Origin of the sequence: Streptomyces sp. NPDC002680 (assembly GCF_042889145.1) — a bacterium.
GTDB classification, from domain to species: domain Bacteria; phylum Actinomycetota; class Actinomycetes; order Streptomycetales; family Streptomycetaceae; genus Streptomyces; species Streptomyces adonidis.
In genome coordinates this window covers 519,449-539,046 of record NZ_JBIAQP010000003.1, presented here as the reverse complement: position 1 = coordinate 539,046, position 19,598 = coordinate 519,449, and the positions used below count along the sequence as shown (strand labels likewise).

Sequence of the window (19,598 nt, the reverse complement as noted above, 5' to 3'; positions counted from 1 at the left end):
GGCGGCTCCCCCGTCAGCCGGCCGTCGTGGTCTCGATGGCGCTGACGTGGTCGTACCGCTCCAGCAGCACGAAGAGCTTGATGTTCTGGGTCGTCTGACCGCTGCCGAACGTCAAGGTGACGATGACCTCGCGGCCCATACCCACGGGGCCGTTGTCGGTCACCTTCCAGCGCACCGGGACGTTCTGGGCCCGCAGGACGCCGTCCGCCCCGTTCTTCTTCTCCCAGGCCGCCAGCCGCTTGGCGAAGTCGGACGTCAGGTAGTGCTTGCGGAGCGCGGCGGCCAGCGCGGAGTCCGGGTCCGTGTAGTCGCGCTTCGCGTCGACGTACGCGCCGTAGAAGTCCGCGACCCGGGTCACCGCCTGGCCGGGCGTACCACTGACCGGCTGCTGTACGGCGGCGGCGGACACCTTCACAGGGCCCTGGACGGACGCCTGCGCCTGCATCTGTGTCGACACACCGAGTCCGACGGCCAGGGCGAGGCCGGCGGCGACGGCGACGGCCGCGCGGCGGACCGGACGACGGTGTGCGGGGGACTTGCTGTTCATGTACGTCTGCCTTCTCTGATCAGGTGGAACTGCTCGTTGTCGGTGCGACACCAAGAGCATCCGCAGGCATCGGAGCCCGGCACAACGGCCGCCGGAGGTGGAACCATCCCGGCCCGTCTGACGTGCAGGGACATGGGTGCCTGGGATACGGGATCGCGGGCCGACGACAGGGGAGGAGCACGGTGTCGACTCCGGACGAGGTGCAGGAGCTCGCGGCGCTCCTGCGCCGGCTGAAGGACCGCACGGACCGGAGCTACGGCTCCCTGGCCCGCCGCGTCCACATGAACACCTCCACGCTGCACCGCTACTGCGCGGGCGAGGCGGTGCCCCAGGACTTCGCGCCCGTGGAGCGGCTCGCGGCCTTCTGCGGGGCGACCCCGGAGGAACGGCTCGAACTCCACCGCCTGTGGCTGTCGGCGGTGGCGGCTCGGCAACGGGTGCCTATGGCCGATTCGGCGGAGGAGGGGGTGGCGGGGGCGGGTGCGGCGGTTCCGGTTTCGGCGTCGGAACCGGAACCCGCACCCGCACCGGACACAGGCACCCCCGCCCCCACTCCCCACCCCTGGTACCGCCGCCGACGGTTCCTGACACCCCTCGCTGTCGCCTGCGCCCTGCTCGCCACCCTGAGCAGTACGTCCGTCCTGTCGGACGACCACTCCTCACCCGGCCCCCGGCAGCAAGGCGCCCCCGCCCCCGCCCCGGCCGCGACGCCGACCACCGACCTGCCCCCACCCCTCGCCTGGAGCACCGACTCCCTGGTCTGGGACAAGGGCTGCGGCCACGACTACCTCATCGACAAGCCGCCCGCGCAAGTGCCTCCGCCGCCGGTGGAACAGGACGCCGGGGCATGGGCGGCGGCTCAGGGCGCGGTGCACGGGCGGCGGACGAGAGTCCAGATCTCGGTGCAGGGGCGGTCGTCCACGGCCGTGGTCCTGGAGGCGCTCCACGTCCGCGTCGTCAGCCGTGGCAACCCTGCCGCCGGGAACGCGTACTCCATGGACCAGGGCTGCGGCAGCGACCTCACGCCCCGCAGCTTCACCGTGAACCTGGATGTCGACCGCCCCGTCGCCCACCCGAAGGACGGCACCGACAGGGAACGGACCGTCCCGGCCGTGCGGTTCCCGTACCGCGTGTCCGCCGAGGACCCGGAGGTGCTGCTGGTCGACGCGACGACACAGACGTACGACGCCCGCTGGTACCTCGAACTCGACTGGTCCTCCCAGGGCCGCACCGGCACGATCCGCGTCGACGACCACGGCCGCCCGTTCCACACCACGAGCATCGAGGGAATGCCGCACTTCTGGTACGGCACGAACGACGCGGGCGAGCGGGCCTGGATCCCCTACGACATACGGGTGAGGTAGAGAAGCAGCCCATCTTGGTCTAGACCTTGACGTGTCCCGTTCATGGGAGCAGCCTGAGAGCGCTCTCAAGCAACTGCGACAGCAACCGCAGCACGCGACACGAGGAGGACGAACGTGTTTGCCACTCGGAAGGTGCTGGTGCCCCTGGTCGCCGCGGCGGCCGTCGCCACGGGACTCACGGCCGCCGGGCCCGTGACCCGCGCCGAGGCCGCCGTGCCCACGACCATCCCGCTCGACTTCAAGAACAACTCGGGGCGCGGCGACCAGATCTACGTCTACAACATCGGGACCCTGCTCTCGACCGGGCAGCAGGGCTGGGCCGACGCCAACGGGACGTTCCACGCCTGGCCCGTCGGCGGAAACCCGCCGACCCCCGCGCCCGACGCGTCGATCGCCGGACCGGCGAACGGGCAGACGATGACGCTCCGGATGCCGAAGTTCTCCGGGCGGGTCTACTTCTCCTACGGCCAGAAACTGGTCTTCAAGCTGACCACCGGCGGTCTCGTGCAGCCCGCCGTGCAGAATCCCTCCGACCCCAACGCGAACATCCTCTTCAACTGGACCGAGTACACGCTGAACGACGCCGGTCTGTGGCTCAACAGCACGCAGGTCGACATGTTCTCGGCGCCGTACGCGGTCGGCGTCAAGAACACGTCCGGGGCCGTCAAGAACACCGGGCATCTGAAGGCGGGCGGCTACGCCGGGGTCTTCAACGCCCTGCGGGCGCAGTCCGGCGGCTGGGCGGGCCTCGTCAGGACCCGGTCCGACGGGACGATCCTGCGCGCGCTCTCACCCGGGCACGGCATCGAGGCGGGCGCCCTCCCGAGCACCGTCATGGACAACTACATCAACCGGGTGTGGAGCAAGTACGCCGGCTCCACGCTGACGGTGACGCCGTTCGCGGACCAGCCCGGCACCAAGTACTACGGCAGGGTCTCCGGCAACGTCATGAACTTCACCAACAGCTCCGGCACGGTCGTCACCACCTTCCAGAAGCCGGACGCCGACAGCGTCTTCGGCTGCCACAAGCTCCTGGACGCCCCGAACGACCAGGTGCGCGGCCCGATCTCCCGCACCCTGTGCGCCGGCTACAACCGCTCGACCCTGCTGACCAACTCCAGCCAGCCCGACACGAGTTCGGCCGGCTTCTACCAGGACTCGGTGACCAACCACTACGCCCGGACGATCCACGACCGGATGGCCGACGGCAAGGCGTACGCCTTCGCCTTCGACGATGTCGGCGCCCACGAGTCGCTGGTCAACGACAGCAACCCGCAGACGGCGTACATCACGCTCGACCCGTTCAGCTGACGCGGACTCATGGCGGAGGCCGCGCCCGTCATCCGGGCCGACCTCCCCGACGCCAACGTCCCTACGTCCATCCGTAGCGGCGGGGTTCCTGTCGTCCACGCCGGCTGGTCCAGCGGCACGGCCTTCTCTGAACCCGTCAGGGCCGCCAGTACTGACCATCGGCTCGCACGAGCAGCTGCTCCTCCACCAGATACCGGCGCAGCGCGGCCACATCTGGATGGACCTCACGCAGGACTTCGTTGACCTCGGCTTCCGGGTAACGCCGTTGTAGTGCGAAGAGCGGTACCAGCCCTTCCAGGAACACCCTGCGCTTGCTCTGCTTCGCGGGGATCGAGGCCTGCGGCCGTGGTCGCGGACGGCGAGGTGCCGCATGCCGCCAGAGATCGTTGACGGTGGACCAGAGCCGCTCGGTGTTCGCGACCAGTCCCGCCTGTTCCAGCGCCGCGAGGGACTTCGCGCAGCGCGCGGGAGCCATCCCCAGACGCTCGGCGATGCCCTGAGTGGTGTCGGCCCGGAGGACGACGGCGCTGTAGACGGTGCGCCGGGTGTCATCGGCCAGTGCCGCGAGGATCCCGGCCGCGGCGTCCGCCGTGTCGTCGGCCGCCCGTTCGGGGACCGGGCCCAGCCGGGGAGCCTCGGCGGAGTCCCTCTCGCCCAGGGCCTTGAGTTCCTCGGGGAACGGGACGCCCCGGTCACGCTCCCCCGTACCGTGCTTGCGCAACAGCAGCAGGCCCGTCTGACGGTGCTTGTGGGGTTCGCCCAGGGCGAGCACGTCGAATTCGCCGGCCGGCACGGCGGCCTGGCGGCGCAGCTCCTGCAACAGCGGTGTGGGGACCACCCGGCACGCCGCCCGGCCGCGGCCCTGTCCGGGGTGCGTCTCGACCGTCGTGGCCAGATACGGCTCGTGCAGCACGACCGTGCCGCCGGGCGCCACGCGCGGCCAGAGCGACGTGAGGAATCCCGCGTCGTCGGCCTGTGTGCCGGCGTCGAGCCACACCAGGTCCAGCGGCCCCCATGCGTCGAGTTCATGGGCTGTCAGATCGAAGAAGTCCCGCTCGATGAAGGTCAGCATGTCGTCGAGGCCCAGCGAACAGGCTGCCTCCCGCACCTGGTGCGCGGACGTGCCCGGCACGGAGAGGTCGTCGACGACAAGGAGCCTCGGCGCGTAGTCGTCGAGCACGGAACGCGGGTGCAGGACCGACGCGCGTTCGTCCGCCGCGACCTCTCCGCAGACGATCCGCCGGTCCTCGGCGGCGTCCGAACGGGCATCGCGCAACCCGAGGAGCAGGTGCAGCGTCGAGGAACCGGCCCCCACTTCGACCACGGTGCGCGGACGCGTCATCCTGGCCAGCACGCGCAGCGCGGGTCCGGCGTTCTCGGTTCCCATGCCGGGACGTGCGAGAGCGCTCAGCGCCTCGTCGGCCGGATCGTGCATCGATCGTCCTCTTTCTTCGGCTGTTCTCTCTTCGGCTGTTCTCTCTTCGGCTGTTCTCTCCTCAGCCGTCCTGCTGTCCTGTCGTCCCGGGTGTCAGGCCCGTACAGCACGGAGCATGCCGGCGGACAGCAGCCGGTCCGCCACCTCGTGCAGCTTCGCGGGAAGCCGGTCGAAGACGATCCCGTCCTCGTGCCCTGCCCACCGCCACAGCTGGAGAGCGGCCGCGCCGACCTTGAGGAAGTTACCCGTCGCGGTGTGGGCGAGGACGTGGACACCGGATTCCCGCTCCACTTCCCGCACCCACGCCTCCTGGACCAGTACGCGCGGACCCTCCGGCTCCTGCTGGGCCATGGGCAGTGTGTCGCCGCTCAGCAGGCCGCATCGCATCATGCCCACCAGCACATGGTCGACGGCTTCCGCTGGCTGCCCCCACTTCTGGCGGACGTCGGCCACCGAGGCTCCGCGCAGCAGGAGGTCACCGACCGTCTCGGGTACCTCGGCGAAGGCCGGCGGATCCGTCCCGAACAACACCGCGACGGGCCCTCCGTCCTGCAGGAACGGGACAGGCGTGTTCTGGAGCCGCACCCCGGACGGCAGGCTGAGCCTGATGCCGGGAGACAGACAGCGGGGCCAGGTGGCGCGGTCGACCGCACGGGGACCGGGCGGTGGGATCAGTCTGACCGCGCCGTCGTCGGGCTGCTCCGACCAGGCGAGTTCCCAGGCGAGCGGCAGCGAGGCGCCTGTCTGGGCGCAGAAACGGGGGATGACCGGATCGAGTTCCGTCCACCGGCCGCTCATGGAGTGCCTCCCCGCGCCGCCTGCCCGACGGCCACCGACACGTCCTCCGTCGGCCCCGGAGAGGGGGCCGTCGCGCGCGTACGGAACCAGCCGATCGAGCCGGCCAGGAAGGCGACCCCGCCCCCGGCGAGGATGCCCCAGCGGGCCCAGTCGGCAGCGACGAGCCCCGCCAGGGCGAAGCCGACAGCCACCGAACTCTGCAGCGTGGCTCCGTACGCCGCGCCGACACGGCCCCGCACGTCCGGTGGGCAGTCGGCCATGACATGCGTGCGGAGCGCCACGTTCTGTACGGCGTTGGCCATGCCGCCGCAGAGGAAGGCGGCCAGCATCAGCGGCACGACCGGGTAGGCGCCGGTCACCAGATAACTGAGGCCGATGATCGCCGCGGCTCCGACGGCGACGACGGCGGTGGGCCGGCGGCCGAGCCGGCCCCGCAGGGCGAACGGCCCCAGCACCAGACCCACGCTCCAGGTCGCCAGCAGCACGCCGTAGGCAGCGGTGCCCCCAGGGATCTCGTCCGCGAAGAAGGGCAGCAGCACGTTGACGACCGAGGTCGCCGCGACGGTGACTACGATCGTGGCGAGCACGGTCCGACGCTGTGTCCCCGCCCAGAGCAGAGCCAGGCCGACCCGCAGACCTCCTTGGGTCTTCCCCGGGGTCTGCGGTACGTCCGTGACCGCTTCGTCCGTTCCGGCAGCGGGGGCGGGGTCGTCAGGAACGTCGGCTGTCCGCGCATGCTCCCGGGCCGCCATGACCAGCCAACGGCTGATCACCGGTACGGCCAGCAGGGCGAAGGCGAAGGTACCCGCGTCGACCGCCAGTGCCAGCCCGGTACCACCGCGCGCCGTCAGCAGACCCACCAGCAGCGGGCCGACGATGTACCCGGCGTTCCGCACCGACTCCATGAGACCGTTCACCCGCAGCTGGGCGTCGGAGGCCGGGAACAGCCGCGGCACCAGTGCCATCACACAGGTCTGTGCGACGGCCCCCAGAGCACCCAACAGCAGCATCGTGGCGATGAGCAGCACCGCGCCGTCCGCGATCGCGGCGGCGGCCGCCGCGATCAGGCACTCCAGGGCCAGGGTCACGCCCAGGACCGCGTCCGCGCGAAAGCGGTCGACGATCCGTCCGATGGGGCCGCCCAGGGCGATGCCGGGAACCAGACCGGCGAGCATCTGGGCCGACACCACCGATGTCAGCCCCGTGCGGTCGGCACCTCGCAGAGCGAGGGCCACCAGGGCGACCTCGTCGCCCACCGTGCTTACCAGCAGGGCGGCGATCACCAGGAGTGTCGCCGCTCTGCCCTGCCGCAGGGATGTCACTGGAGCGGCTCCGTCTGATGTGCGGGGGTGGAAACGGCGGCCTCGACATCGATGGCCCGCCACGTGCGCAGCCTCAGCAGCACGGCATGGAGCAAGGGGACGGCCGCGCCGTCCGCCCGGCGCTCCCAGTCCGCGAGGTCGAGTGTGTCTCCTGCGGCCAGGGTGGTCATGGCTGCCTCGACCTGCGGGTGGTCGGCGACTTTCAGGGTGTGCCCCTGTGTGGCCACGGCGCGGCGGCCGTCGGTGAGCAGCCGCTGTCGCACCACGATGTCTCCGTGTGTCCGGACCCGGGCGTCGCGCGGTACGGGAGCGGGTGCTCCGGCCGGTCGGCCCACGCCCAGTCCGCCGGACGTCACCGAACGCATGTGGTGCTCCCAGACGACGTCTTCGATCTCGCCACCGGACAGCTCCGCCAGAGCCGTGAGCGTGGCCGCGGCGGCGGCCGGAATGCCGTCCGGGGCGTGTGTGCCGGGGCCGGCATTGTCGGCGCGTCGCCGTGCGAGCAGGCCGCCGACGGCATCGACGACGAGGGCGGCCGGATCGCTCTTGGTGAAGAAGGCGATGTTGACGTTGACGGCCACGGCGTCGGGGGATTCGCCCACATGCAGTTGTTCTGAGGGGAAGTAGGTCAGCGCTCCGGGCACGCCGACCAGCACATCGGCCAGGTCACGGGCCGACGCATAGTCGGCGGTGTGCTGCGGGACCTGTCCGGCGCGCTCCGGCGGCCAGGTGAGGAGGGTCTTGCGACCACGCAGGGTGAAACCGAAGTTCCCGGCGTGGTCGACGTGCACGCCGACGTTGGTGGAGGTGTAGCGGCCGATGAAGGTGTCGATGTCCACACGACCGGCGACGCGTGTTCCCGTGTACCGGTAGACGTCGTCGGACAGTCGCTTGGCCCGGTCCCACAGCGGCGCGTCGACCGCGTGCAGGCCGGACACGGCGACGCTCCACTCGTGATCGCGCATCCGCTCGTCGACCCGGGCGGTGTAGTCGTCCAGGGAACGGTCCTCGGGCAGCGGGAGGAAGGGCCGCGTATCGATCGGCTGCGTCCGGCCGTCCACCGTCACCACGACCCTCGGAAGTCCCGATCCCCTGGGACGGTTGGCCTTGTCCGCCGCCCGAACCAGGGCGCGAAGCAGCTCCTCGGCACCGACGTCCAGCCGCACGGGAGCAGCGGGAAGGGAGAGCGGCTGCTGCTCCCAGTGACGGGAGGCGAACTCCTTCCAGAAGCGGTCCGTTTCGGCCGCTTCCACAGTGACCGGGTGAGGCAAAGGGGAACTCCTGTACTCGGGCCGCGACGCGCGGCAGTTCGGCGGTGCACTCGGGCAGTCCGTCATCGGGCGGTCCGTCAGCGGACACGCTGCGCCGCTGCGGCCGGCAGGGGCGGCCCGAGAAGCTCGGGGTGGAGTGCGGCCACTGCGATCACATGATGCCTGGCCAGATCCTCCAGGAGCGGGCGCAGTTGCTGTTCCGGCAGCCGGGACCGGGCCGACAGTCCGGAAGCCGTCGCACCGTCGGCCGAAAGCAGCCAGAGGAGTCGGCCGGCGGCGGAGACCCTGACCCGGTTCCCCGTCTCCGGAGAGGTGAGCAGGCAACTGCCATCGGCTCGGCTGTCCGTCACTTCGTGGGGGTGAGCGGCGTACCAGAGCGGGCGACTCTGATCGGAGGCGTCGGCCGGTTCGAAGGTCACGGCCCCGTGGGCGGCGAGCCGCACCAGAGCAGTAGCGGCCGGTCCGGTCGAAGCGAAGTTCTCCCAGAGGTCGGCCACCGCGTGGAACCGCCCGTCGAGCAACGGATTCCACTCCTGCGGTACCGACAGCAGGGCATCGCCCGACGGCACGTGCAGCAGGATGCCCTGCCCGGTGGCCGACGGTCGGGCACGCACACCGTCCGCGAGCCGCACCATGGTCGCGGCAGCCACATCGGGGCGCGGGGCAGCAGGGGCGGTCACCCTTCGGGCCGGCAGCTCCGCCTCGGCCATCGCCCACAGGAACGACCACTCCTCCGCATCCCCGATCCAGGTCCCCCGGTGGAACGCGGCTCCCGCGACCCCACCCGGTCCGCCGGCGGTGAGCCGGACAGCATCCTCCTGAGTGAGACCCTCGGCGACCGTGTAGTCGAGGTCGAAGGCCAGGTCCTCGCCCTCGCCGGGCGGAATCAGCTCGACACCGAACAGATCGGGACGCTCACCGACCGGGGAGAGCACGTCCAGGATGAACGGCCCGTTGGCAGCCGTGGAGTACGGCACGCCGAACTCCTCCGTGGAGCGACGCAGTGTCTGCGCGGCGAACTCCTGGGTCCGCAGGGCCTCTTCCTCCGTCTCCCCGGGGAACCCGGTCATGCAGAAGAGGTGGACGGGCACCTTGTTCCCCAGGAGGGCCTGGAGCGACGGCTCGATGTCGGCGACTTTGGTGCCCTTGCGCATCAGGTCCAGCACGCGCTGGTTGTACGACTCGAGCCCGAGGTCGAGACGTCGGCACCCGGAGTCCCGCAAGGCCTTCGCCAGCTCTTCGTCAAGCCCCTTGCTGAACCTGGTCTCCCCGTACCAGGAGAGCCTGTGCCCGCCGTCGATCAGCTGCCGTGACACCCCGCGCAACGAGGTGAGCGTCATGATCTCGTCGACGAACATGAAGGTGTCGCTGCCGTGCTTGGCAGCGAGAGCGGCCATGTCGCGAACGACCTGGTCCGCGCGCCGGATACGGAACTTGTTGCTGGCGAACGGGATCGAGCAGAAGGCACAGTCCCAGGCACAGCTCCGCGAGGCCTGAAGCGGCAGGACGGGCCCGGGTGCGAAGTACCGGTCGAGCGGAAGACCGTCGAAGTCCGGCGTGGGCAGATCGGCCACGTCGACCATGGCTGCCGGGGTGCGCAGGAGCCCACCGCGGCCGTCGCGTTCCAGCAGCCCCGGGACGGCCCTGTCGTCGGCACCGGTGATCCGGTCGCACAGCGCGGGCAGAGCGTCCTCGCCTTCGTAGGACACGAACGAGTCCACGTACTCGAAGAAGGGATGCTCCTCCTGCCAGCGGCTCACCATGCGCGTCGTGAGGTTGCCGCCCATGACCACGTGAACGTCCGGCCGTCGGCGCTTGACGTGGCGGGCCACGGTGAGGGCCGCGATCAGCTGTGTGTCGGCGGACACCGAGATGCCGACCACCGCCAGGTCGGTGTCCTCCAGTTCAGGGATCGGACGATGTTCCAGCGCCCATCCGTAGACGTTACGGTCCGCCGACCTGGCTGCCTCCAGGACGGAATCCGAGCGCCGGTGAGAGAAGCAGGAGAAATTCCCCCGGAGGTCGAAATTCAAACCTGGAAATGAAGCCGAAACACAGGCGAGACCATTGCGGACGACCGTGGCCGCATTCGTAAAGGCAAACGGGTCCACCAGAATGTCCCGGGATTTGAGTGCGGCTCTGGCGCTGTCGATGCGCGCCACTGTGTCACCGAACACGGCGAGGGTCCCCTCATGCGCTCGCCGCTCATCGGGGGCCGTCTCGCCCAGGCGGCGCTCGGCCCGAGGAAGCAGCGCCCGCAGTCCTTCGGCGGAAAGCAGCCAGTCCGTCTGCTCAATGCTCAGATCGAGGGATGACACCTGCCAGCCGTGCCGGCGCATGACCGCGGCCAGCAGTGGTACCGCGAGGTGAGGCGCGTATACGTTCCAGATGGGCGGGTTGACGAGAAGTATTCGCGGCTGCCGCATATGAGCCCTCGTGAAGGTCCGATGCCGGATGGGGAGTCGGGTGTGGCCATCAGAACGCGGACGGGGTGTGCTTCAGCCGGTCAGGCCGAAGCGTGAATCCGTCGGTCAGCTGTTGCCGGGCTCCTGCAGAAGGGCGTACTTGCTGTTGAGGCGGTTCGGAGTGACAGCCTCGACGGAGAGGGCCTCGTCGGCCTCGGCGAGAGCAAGGAGGGCGTCGACGTCGAAGTCCTGCGCGGTCTCGTGATTGAGGTTCATGCGGATCTCCTGTTCCTGATGAATGGTGCCCTGTGAAATGGGTTGCCACGGCCGGCGCCCGACTCCCCGGCCGCCCAGCGCGAAAGCGAACGTATCCGCAACGATCAGGACTCCACAAGACGGCTTCGCTTCTACGTCCGACACTTTTCAGCCATTCCGGCTCAGAAGAACCTCAACATTTCCCCATTCATGAATACGGAAGACAATGGTCCAGTTCGCGGCCTCATCGAATATTCAGAGAAACCGCGGCAGGAGGACGAACGTGCTCGCCACAGGGAATGGACAGGGAAAGGACAGAGAACGGGAAACGGAACGGGAAACGGAAGCTGGCGTACATCACGCTCGACCCGTTCAGCTGACGCAGACCTTGCGGTACGCCACCTCCGGCACGTACGTCTCCCACTGCTCCCGGGAGAGATCGGCGCCGGCGCCCGCCCGGGCGCACACCTGGGTGGCCGCGCGGTCCGCGTCCACCGCGTACCGCTGGAGCGGGGCGTGTGCGCTTGCCGCGTACAGCGTGCCGCTGTCGGCGCCGAAGGCGAGGGAGTCGATCTGCTCGCCGGGTGTGGTGAGCGGGCCGCCCAGGGGCTGTTGGGTGGCGATGTCCCAGAGTTGGAGTGTGCCGGTGCTGCCGCCGACGGCCAGGGTGGCACCGTCGGGGCTGACCGCCAGCGCGCTGACCGACTCCGGTTCCTCGCCCAGGGGAGCCGGGAAGACGTTGCGCAGGATGCCCGTACGGTGGCTCAACTCGCCGTCCCACAGGGCGACTCGGCCGGTCTGGTCACCCGCCGCGAGGCGTGAACCGTCGGCGGCGAAGGCCAGGGCGCCGATCTGCTCGCCCTGGACCATCTCCTTGACGGTGGCCATGGCGGTGGCCTTGGTGCCCGTATTCGTCGCGGGCAGGCGGGCGGTGCGGTTGTCGCCGACGAGGAGGCGGCCGTCGGGGCTGATGGCCAGGTGGGTGCTGGTCAGGCCGGTGAGGGGGGTGGGCCGGGGACTCGTCCCGGTGGTCCACGCCTCGTTCGTCGGGTCGCCCAGGACCGGGAGGCGGGTCGTGTACAGGGTGTCGCCTCGCGGGCCCAGGGCCAGGGCTACCGCCGGGGCTGCGGACTTGGCGGTCGACAGGTCCAGGGTGGTTCGGGGGCGGGCGCGGGTGGTGTCCCAGAGCGTGAAGCGTTGTGGGGTCGCATTTCTGCCGGGGGCCGATACGCCGTACGCGAGTGCCTTGGCGTCGGGGCTGAACGCTATGAGGGCCGCCATGTGCTCCGGGATCACCGGGTCGGCGGGGTCGGTCGAGACCGGCTGGGGCGGGGGCGGGAGGGTGTGCAGGAGGTGGCCGTCGGAGGTGGCGCGGAGTTCGAAACGGTAGCGGTCGCCGACGAGTTCGGCGGTGGCGTACGTACGGGCGTCCGGGCTCATCCGTACCGTCGTCAGCGGGTGCGCGTGCCAGGAGTGGGTGACCGCCGGGCCCAGTTCCAGGCGGTGGACGGCGCCGCCTTCGAGGTACCGCAGGATGTTCCGGCGGGCGGGGTCCCAGGAAAGTCCGTACAGGTGCTGGTTGTTGAGGGGGTGCCGGAACACGGGGACCGCCGGGTCGGACAGCCGCCACACGCGGATCTCCTCGCCGTCGGCGGTCGCGAGGAAGGTGCCGTCCTTGGTGAACGCGGCCCGTTCCGCGCCCGGTTCGTCGATGGCGGCGATCTCGCGGGCGGACGTGACGTTCCAGACCTTCGCGCCGGACTTCGAGAGCGCGGCGAGTCGGTCGCCGGCGGCGCCGCCGAACACCAGGGCCGTCTCCTCCTCCTCGCCGCACAGGCCCTGGGCCCGCTCCCAAGGGCCGGGGCGGACGCGGTGGCGGGCGGTGTCCCAGACCTGCGGGGAGCCGCCGGCGGGGCAGACGGCGACCAGGCGGCCGTCGGTGCTCACGGCCGGGGTCACCAGGCCCGCCGCCCGCCCCTCGTACAGCACACCGCCGTCCTTGAGAGACCGCAGCCGGACCCGGTCGTCGTCGATGTCGCTCACGAGGTAGCCGCCCGTGGTGATGTCGGCGTCGGAGGTGAAGGGGAGGGGGCGCGGGTCTCCGGTCCAGCGGGCGGTGGTCGTGTCCCACAGGCGGATGCCGTCGTCCCCGGCGATCGCGAGGACCCGGGCGTCGGGGCCGGCCGCGAGGACCTGCCCGGCCGGGAGGCGTCCGGAGGCGGTGCTGCGGCCCTTGAGGACGTTCCAGGTACGCCAGGTGCGGCCGTCGACGCTGAGCAGTGTGCGGCCGGAGTCGGCGAGGAAGCGGGAGGGGCCGTCGCCCGGGGCGGGGTCGGTGAAGATGGCGTGCTCGGCTTGGGCGAGGGAGCCGAGCAGGGCGCGGCGGGCCTCGGGCAGCGGGGAGATGCGCCAGGCGGCGACGCCGAGGAGCATCGCGGTGTGCGGGTCGGTCGTCCGCATCGCGTCGGCGACCTCGGCGACGCGGCGGGCGGCGGTGTCGACGCGGTGGCGTTCGTTGTCGCGGCTCTGCTGCCAGGCGGTCAGGCCGATCACCAGTGACACCGAGAGGATTGCCGCGAACGCGGAGGCGAGGGCGCGGGAGCGGCGGGTGGTGCGGGTCTCGGCCCGGTGTTCCGCTTCGCGGGCGTCTCGCGCGGCGGTGAGGAAGTCTCTTTCCAGGGCGGTCAGTTCGGTGGTCCACTGCGGGCCGGTGGGGGCTGGTCGCGCAGTTCCCCGCGCCCCTGCCGGGGCGCTACCGCGCACCCGCCTTCCCCGCCACCGCTCAGAGCCGCCCCTTCCCTTGGACCCCTCGGCTCCCCAGAACCTCCCTAGCCCCTCAGCCGCTCCCCCGGCCTCCTCGGCTCCCCCGAGCCCCTCGACTCCCCTGATCCCCTCAGCCGCTCCCCCGGCCTCCTTGGCTCCTTCAGCTCTCTCGGCTCGTTCAGCTCCCCCAGTTCCCCCGACCCCCTCAGCTCCCCCGAACCCCCCAGCCCCCTCCGCCGCGAAAAGTTCCTCCGCGCGGGTCAGGTGGGTGCCGCGGTAGAGGGCTCCTGGGTCTCGGTCGTGTTCCAGCCAGGCTTGGGCGGCTTCCGTGAGGCGGCGGTGGTGGCGGATTCGTTCGCGGGCCTCCTCTATCCAGGTGCAGAGTCTCGGCCAGCACGTCATCAGTGCCTCGTGGGCCAGCTGGACGCAGTCCTCGTCGACGGTGACGAGGCGGTTGCGGGCCAGCTGTTCCACGACGGCCGGCACATCCCGGTCGGCCCATTCGGTGAGTTCGGCGCGGGTGAGGGGGCGGCGGGTGTCGGCGGTGCCCCGGCCCGGCTCGATCAGCCCGAGGAGGAGCCGGCGGGCGGTGCGCGCCTGGGGCGGGGACAGTCGGCCGTACACCTGTTCGGCGGTCGCGGCGATCGCGCCGCTCACCCCGCCCGTGGCCTCGTACGCGCTGAGGGTGAGGAGGCGGCTGCGGCGCCGTCGCCAGGTTTCGAGGAGGGCGTGGGAGAGCATCGGCAGCGCGCCGGGCTGGTCGAGGACCTCGTCCACGATCCGCGCGGTCAGCTCCCGTTCTACCAGCAGCCCGGCCGCCTGCGCCGGTCCGACCACCGCCTCGCGCAGTTCGTCCGCGCTCATCGGGCCGACCAGCAGACCCGCCCCGTACAACGCGTCCGCGAGGTCGCGGTGTTCGGCGCAGCGGGGGTAGAAGTCGGCGCGCACGGCGATGAGGACCTTGAGCCTGCTCCTCGGGTTCCGGGCCGCCAGCAGCAGGTCGATGAACCGGTCCCGCTCCGCGCGGTCCCGGCACAGCGTGAAGACCTCCTCGAACTGGTCGACCACCACCCAGCTCTCCGGCTCCCCCTCGGCCGGGGTCAGCAGCTGCCCGTACGTCTGCGCGGGTCTCGCCCCCGGAGTGAACACCCGCAGCACGGCCGGGCAGCCGAGGTCGGCGATCTCCTCCCGGAGGCGGGGGATCAGCCCGGCCCGCAGCAGCGACGACTTGCCACTGCCCGACGCCCCGAACACCACCGCGAACCGGTGCGAGCACACCAGCTCCTTCAGTTCCGCGACGAGCCGGTCCCGGCCGAAGAACAGCGCGCGGTCGTCCGGTTCGAAACGGGCCAGCCCCCGGTACGGCGGCGCCGTGTCCTCCGTCTCCTCGCGCAGCGCGCCCGCGGCCTCCGCGTCGGCGTCCTTCCACCGGGTCTCCCACTCACCCGGATCGCCCCCGCACGCCCGTACGTACCCCTGGACCACGGAGAGCGACGGCAAGCGCTTCCCCGCCGCCGCGTCGGACAGGGTCGTCGCGGAGAATCCCGCCGCCTCGGCCATCGTCCGGTACGACGGTCCGCCCGCGGCCCTGCGCAGTTCGCGCAGCTCATGGGCGAGCCGTTGTACGGGTCCGGCCTCGGGATCGACGGGCCGTTCTGGACGCCCCACGGGACCACCCACTTTCGTCCGCTTCGGTCACGCCCACGCAGCGGACGGCGACGATGTTCGGGGCGGTCAACCTATGTTTGGCGCCCGTGCGGCGTAAACACTGTGTGGTGCAGGTGTGGCACGGATGACAGCCATGGAAAGCGCTGTCGAACAACGCGGTGCCCGCCCCCGGAATCACGGGGCCGGGCCCGTCGGGAATTGATTGACCTGATGAAACGGGGTGCCGGTCAACCTCTCGCTTGCCAGTGTCGGTCCAGCACCGCCCCTCACCGAGCAAGTCGAGCCAGTGGAGAGCACCCGCATGTCTCAGGCAACTCAGGCAACCCAGGCAGTCACGGCAGGCACGACAGCCACGGCAGTGCCCGCGGTCAAGACCCGCAGGAAGTCCCGCTTCGCGAAGGCCGCGCTCGTCGCGCTCAGCGCCACCGGCCTGACCGTCGGACTGACCGGCAGCGCCAACGCCGCCGTCCTGAACCCGCTGCCGTGGAACGCGAGCACCTTCCAGAACAAGTACATGCCGCTCTTCGACTACGACTCGGACAGCTGCTTCCCCGTCGCCGCGGTCGACGCGAGCGGAAAGCTCAACGGCGGCCTCGACAACACCGGGTCGATCACCGGCGGCTGCCGCCACCCCGGCAAGGCCAACACGTACTCGCAGGGCTGGTGCAAGAACGGCTGGTGCGCCTACGTCTACGCCCTCTACTTCGAGAAGGACCAGACGCTGAACGGCGCCGACGCCTTCGGCCACCGCCACGACTGGGAGTCCGTCGTCGTCTTCCAGAAGCAGGGCGAGGAGAGCCCCCGCTTCCTGTCCGCCTCCCGGCACGGCGGCTACAGCACCCACCCCATCAACGAGGTGCCGATGGGCCGGGTGAACGGCGAGCAGAACTACAACCGCGTCGAGATCGTCTACCACAAGGACGGCGCGAGCACCCACGCCTTCCGCTTCGCCAAGTGGGGCGAGAGCCCGGTCGTCTGGGGCAACGGCACCTGGGACCGCCCGGCCCTGGTGACCATGGAGAACATGGCCGACGCGCCGCGCAACGCCCTGTGGAACTCCAAGTGGGGCAAGGCCAACTTCCCGCTGACCGGCAACCTCCAGGCCAACATCAACAAGGCCCGCGAGGCCGACAGCCGGGCCAAGGCCGCGATCCCGGCGTTCTGATCCCCGGGCCCGTGACGTCCGTACTCCTGACTCACGGCCCGGTATGAGCAGCCGCCGGTGGGACCAGAGCTCCCCCGCCCCGTCCCACCGGCGGCACCCATTCCTTCCGTACTCCCTACATGTCCGTGGTAGGCGGCAGATCGGTCCGCTCCCGGACCGGCTGGTTGGCGAGGGCGTCCTCGCGGCCGGCCTGGTAGGCGCTGACGCTGCCCTTGGCGTTCACGGTCTCGCGCTCGACCGTCGTGAGCATCCGCTCCCAGCGCTGGCGCATCGGCCCGATCATGCCGCCGCCGACCCCGACGATCAGGATGCCGGCGACCGTGGCGAGAGCGGCGTACAGCACCGGCCGGGTCACATCGGTGGCGATGCCCGCCTGACCGAGGGCGGCGATGACGCCCAGCGCCACGATGCAGCCCCAGACGATGTTGGCGACCGTACGGCCGTACGAGACGGACGAGAGCGCGCCGGCGACGATGTCGCGCACGGCGTTCGCGATGGCCATCGCCACGACGACGAGGACGACCGCGACGATGGCGCGCGGCAGCCAGGCCACGATGCCGTTGATCATCGTGCTGACCGGGTTTGCGCCGAAGACGCCGAGGGCGAGCTGAAGCGTGATCAGCATCAGCGCGTAGTAGACGATCCGGCAGACGATGCCGGTCATGTCGTACGCGGAGTCCCGCAACAACCGTGCCGTACCGGCCCGTTCGGACAGCCGTTCGGAGCCGACCTTGCGCAGGACACGGTCGAGGACGCGGGCGATCAGCTTCGACACGAACCAGCCGATGACGAGGATGACGAGGAAGCCGATGAGTTTCGGCACGAACTGGGCGATCTTCGACCAGGCGTCGTCGAGGCCCTGGGTGAAGTCGATGGCGAGCGTGGTGCTGGTGCCGGTGGTGGCGTGGGGGGTGGTGACCATGGGGTGGTCTTCCTTCGTTAGGTGATGTGCGCTCCGCGGGATGCGTCGTGTTCTGTCTGCAGCCCGGTGGGGGCTGGTCGCGCCCACGCGGCGGAGCCGCAAATGTCACAGCCCCGCGCCCCTTTGGGGCGCCTCTCCTTGTGGATATCAGCGGGGGCGGACGGTGGCCGTGGATGCGCGGCCGAACGAGTGAACCGGATCTGCACATCCGGGGAATACGCTGCCCCCGTGACGACGACTCCCTCGCCCGCGGCCCGCACAGCGCTCGACCTGACAGCCGACCTCCCGGTCCAGGCGCTGGAGGACATGTACCGCGACCTGCACCGCCACCCGGAACTGTCGCTGGCGGAGCACCGCACGGCGGGGCTGCTGGCGGAGAGTCTGCGGAAGTCGGGGTACGAGACGACGGAGGGGGTCGGTGGTACGGGCGTCGTGGGCGTCCTGCGCAACGGCGACGGCCCGACGGTCCTGCTCCGCGCCGACATGGACGCGCTCCCGGTGCACGAGGAGACGTCCCTGCCGTACGCCTCCACGGTCCCCGGCGTGATGCACGCCTGCGGCCACGACCTGCACGTGACATGGCTGGCGGGCGCGGCCCAAGCCCTCGCCGCAGGCCGGGACACCTGGCAAGGCACCCTCATCCTGGTCGGCCAGCCGGCGGAGGAGACGGGCGAGGGCGCGCGGACGATGCTGGCGGACGGCCTGTACGAGCGTTTCCCGCGCCCGGACGCCCTGCTGTCGCAGCACGCGGCACCGGGCCCGGCGGGCCTGTATCCGCACGTGCCGGGCCTGATCATGTCGGCATCGACGGACGTGGACATCGTGGTGCACGGCAGAGGCGGCCACGGCTCCCGCCCGGAGACGACGGTGGACCCGGTGGTGACGGCGGCCTATCTGGTCACCCGCCTCCAGACGATCGTCGCGCGCGAGGTGGCGGCCCGTGACTCGGCGGTCCTGACGGTCGGCGTGATCGAGGCGGGCACACGGCACAACATCATCCCGACCACGGCCCGCATCGCCCTGAACCTGCGCACCCAGTCGAACGACGTACGTGACCGCATGCTGGCCGCGATCAGGCGTATCGCGCAGGGCGAGTGCGTAGCGGCGGGCTGCCCGACCGAGCCGGAGATCCGGGTAGGCGCGACGTTCCCTGTGACGGTCAACGACGCCACACTCGACGAACATGTGGCGGAGGTCCACCGCGAGGTCTTCGGCGCAGGCACGGTCTTCGACCCCGGCCCGGCAATGGGCAGCGAGGACTTCGCCCACCTGGCGGCGGACCAACTCCCGTACAGCTACTGGTTCGTGACGACGACGCCGGGGGCGGTGTGGGACGCGGCGGAGGGGGGCGACGACCTGATGGCAAAACTGGCATCGGTCCCGAGCAACCACAGCCCACTGTTCGCCCCGGATCTGTCGACGGTGGCGCCGGGGGTACGGACGCTGGTGTCGGGGGCGTTGGCGGTACTGACGGTGGCGACGTAGCGGTGTCGACGGCGGCGGCTCGCCCGCCGGGCACGCGCTGGGCGGTACGGCGCTCGGCGTGGTGGCACGAGGCGCCTCACGCGGTGTTGACGGTGGCCTAACCGGGCACGCGCTGGGCCGACCCCAGTTTCTCCAGCTGCCGCTCAGCGTGCCGTACGGCACCCTCACGCCGCCCCGGCACTCGACGCCTCAACTCGACGACCACGGGCCCGAGTTCACGAGCGTCGGCACTGTCCCCGAGGCTCGTCCACTGGTGGTGGGCCCGGTCGACGGCCGCCTCGACGGCGGGTGCATCCGGAGCCTGACCAGCACTGAGCCGAGTCCCGGCAACGGCCAGCCAGGCCCGGCAACTCCGGGCCGGATCCCCGGCGAACATCGCGAGATCGGCCCGGACCTCGGTCCAGTGCAGCGCTTCTTCGGAGGCGGCACCGTGAGAGAGATAGGCGGCCTGCTCCCACTGAGCGGCAAGCGCATCGGCGTCACTGTGCCGACCGGCTTGAACGGCGGAGGTGATGAAGGAGTGGGGGTCACTGCCCAGCACGGGCGGGGCGTTGCGGCCCGGTCCGGGTGCGTCTTCGACTCGGCCCGGTGCGTCTTCGACTCGGCCCGGTGCGTCTTCGACTCGGCCCGGAACCACTCCGCCCCGGCCCGGCACCGTGTCGCCACGGCCTGCTGCGGCTTCGCCCCGGCTCGGCACCTGGTCGCCTCGGCCCGCTGCCGTTCCGGCTCCGGCCCGCACCTTCAGCCCGTGCGGCACCTCATCGGCTCCGCCGGGAACCATTCCAGCTCCGGCCGGCACCTTGCCGCCCCGGCTCAGTGCCTGGTCTCCCCGGCTCGGTGCCTTCTCGGCTGCGGCCAGCACCTCCAGCCCGCCTGGCACACCATCC

At 70.9% G+C, this 19,598-nt stretch carries 14 protein-coding genes; 5 read left to right on the top strand and 9 right to left on the bottom strand.

Features of this window, described 5'->3' with window-relative positions:
• Positions 1 to 13: 13 nt before the first annotated feature.
• Positions 14 to 547, bottom strand: a complete 534-nt coding sequence (locus tag ACFYXF_RS12080; protein WP_389349415.1) for a hypothetical protein — start codon at positions 545 to 547, stop codon at positions 14 to 16.
• A 230-nt stretch (positions 548 to 777) separates the two neighbouring features.
• Between ACFYXF_RS12080 and ACFYXF_RS12075 the strand changes: the two genes are divergently transcribed.
• Together ACFYXF_RS12075 and ACFYXF_RS12070 are read left to right on the top strand one after the other, a co-directional pair.
• Entirely contained in the window at positions 778 to 1,911 is a 1,134-nt protein-coding gene (locus ACFYXF_RS12075; RefSeq protein ID WP_389349469.1) for a helix-turn-helix domain-containing protein, read from the top strand.
• Positions 1,912 to 2,025: 114 nt separating this feature from the next.
• Positions 2,026 to 3,222, top strand: a complete 1,197-nt coding sequence (locus ACFYXF_RS12070; protein ID WP_389349414.1) for a glycoside hydrolase family 64 protein — start codon at positions 2,026 to 2,028, stop codon at positions 3,220 to 3,222.
• Positions 3,223 to 3,358: 136 nt separating this feature from the next.
• Here the strand turns inward: ACFYXF_RS12070 and ACFYXF_RS12065 are convergent, their stop codons facing one another.
• The 5 genes from ACFYXF_RS12065 to ACFYXF_RS12045 form a co-directional block, all read right to left on the bottom strand.
• Complete coding sequence (locus ACFYXF_RS12065) at positions 3,359 to 4,657, bottom strand: DUF2087 domain-containing protein (protein WP_389349413.1); 1,299 nt, start codon at positions 4,655 to 4,657, stop codon at positions 3,359 to 3,361.
• Positions 4,658 to 4,750: 93 nt separating this feature from the next.
• Positions 4,751 to 5,455: a hypothetical protein gene (locus tag ACFYXF_RS12060; protein WP_389349412.1), complete on the bottom strand. Its 705-nt coding sequence runs from the start codon at positions 5,453 to 5,455 to the stop codon at positions 4,751 to 4,753.
• Entirely contained in the window at positions 5,452 to 6,777 is a 1,326-nt protein-coding gene (locus ACFYXF_RS12055; RefSeq protein ID WP_389349411.1) for an MFS transporter, read from the bottom strand. Before ACFYXF_RS12055 ends, ACFYXF_RS12060 begins: the two co-directional genes overlap by 4 nt.
• Positions 6,774 to 8,030: a hypothetical protein gene (locus tag ACFYXF_RS12050; protein WP_389349410.1), complete on the bottom strand. Its 1,257-nt coding sequence runs from the start codon at positions 8,028 to 8,030 to the stop codon at positions 6,774 to 6,776. Before ACFYXF_RS12050 ends, ACFYXF_RS12055 begins: the two co-directional genes overlap by 4 nt.
• 95 nt (positions 8,031 to 8,125) lie before the next feature.
• Positions 8,126 to 10,081: a B12-binding domain-containing radical SAM protein gene (locus tag ACFYXF_RS12045; protein ID WP_389349409.1), complete on the bottom strand. Its 1,956-nt coding sequence runs from the start codon at positions 10,079 to 10,081 to the stop codon at positions 8,126 to 8,128.
• A 159-nt stretch (positions 10,082 to 10,240) separates the two neighbouring features.
• On the opposite strand from ACFYXF_RS12045, the gene ACFYXF_RS12040 reads away from it, so the two are divergent.
• On the top strand, positions 10,241 to 10,363 hold the full coding sequence (locus tag ACFYXF_RS12040; protein WP_389349408.1) for a hypothetical protein: 123 nt from the start codon (positions 10,241 to 10,243) through the stop codon (positions 10,361 to 10,363).
• Positions 10,364 to 10,579: 216 nt separating this feature from the next.
• Here ACFYXF_RS12040 and ACFYXF_RS12035 read toward each other — a convergent pair whose 3' ends face one another.
• Together ACFYXF_RS12035 and ACFYXF_RS12030 are read right to left on the bottom strand one after the other, a co-directional pair.
• Positions 10,580 to 10,729 (bottom strand): hypothetical protein, encoded by a 150-nt coding sequence (locus tag ACFYXF_RS12035; protein WP_389349407.1) that lies wholly within the window; start codon positions 10,727 to 10,729, stop codon positions 10,580 to 10,582.
• A gap of 351 nt (positions 10,730 to 11,080) precedes the next feature.
• Positions 11,081 to 15,139 carry a hypothetical protein gene (locus ACFYXF_RS12030; RefSeq protein ID WP_389349406.1) on the bottom strand — a complete coding sequence of 1,353 codons (4,059 nt, stop codon included), beginning with the start codon at positions 15,137 to 15,139 and terminating at the stop codon, positions 11,081 to 11,083.
• A gap of 301 nt (positions 15,140 to 15,440) precedes the next feature.
• Between ACFYXF_RS12030 and ACFYXF_RS12025 the strand changes: the two genes are divergently transcribed.
• The gene (locus ACFYXF_RS12025) at positions 15,441 to 16,304 is read left to right on the top strand and encodes an NPP1 family protein (RefSeq protein ID WP_389349405.1); all 864 of its coding nucleotides are present in this window, start codon (positions 15,441 to 15,443) and stop codon (positions 16,302 to 16,304) included.
• 115 nt (positions 16,305 to 16,419) lie between these two features.
• Here the strand turns inward: ACFYXF_RS12025 and ACFYXF_RS12020 are convergent, their stop codons facing one another.
• The gene (locus ACFYXF_RS12020; protein WP_389349404.1) at positions 16,420 to 17,226 is read right to left on the bottom strand and encodes a hypothetical protein; all 807 of its coding nucleotides are present in this window, start codon (positions 17,224 to 17,226) and stop codon (positions 16,420 to 16,422) included.
• Positions 17,227 to 17,454: 228 nt separating this feature from the next.
• Between ACFYXF_RS12020 and ACFYXF_RS12015 the strand changes: the two genes are divergently transcribed.
• Positions 17,455 to 18,711, top strand: a complete 1,257-nt coding sequence (locus ACFYXF_RS12015; protein WP_389349403.1) for an amidohydrolase — start codon at positions 17,455 to 17,457, stop codon at positions 18,709 to 18,711.
• Positions 18,712 to 19,598: the final 887 nt, after the last annotated feature.

Coding starts and splice junctions, on each gene's coding strand:
- ACFYXF_RS12025 (WP_389349405.1), top strand. CDS start 15,441: ATGTCTCAGGCAACTCAGGCAACCCAGGCAGTCACGGCAGGCACGACA.
- ACFYXF_RS12040 (WP_389349408.1), top strand. CDS start 10,241: ATGCGCTCGCCGCTCATCGGGGGCCGTCTCGCCCAGGCGGCGCTCGGC.
- ACFYXF_RS12035 (WP_389349407.1), bottom strand. CDS start 10,729: ATGAACCTCAATCACGAGACCGCGCAGGACTTCGACGTCGACGCCCTC.
- ACFYXF_RS12080 (WP_389349415.1), bottom strand. CDS start 547: ATGAACAGCAAGTCCCCCGCACACCGTCGTCCGGTCCGCCGCGCGGCC.
- ACFYXF_RS12020 (WP_389349404.1), bottom strand. CDS start 17,226: ATGGTCACCACCCCCCACGCCACCACCGGCACCAGCACCACGCTCGCC.
- ACFYXF_RS12065 (WP_389349413.1), bottom strand. CDS start 4,657: ATGCACGATCCGGCCGACGAGGCGCTGAGCGCTCTCGCACGTCCCGGC.
- ACFYXF_RS12060 (WP_389349412.1), bottom strand. CDS start 5,455: ATGAGCGGCCGGTGGACGGAACTCGATCCGGTCATCCCCCGTTTCTGC.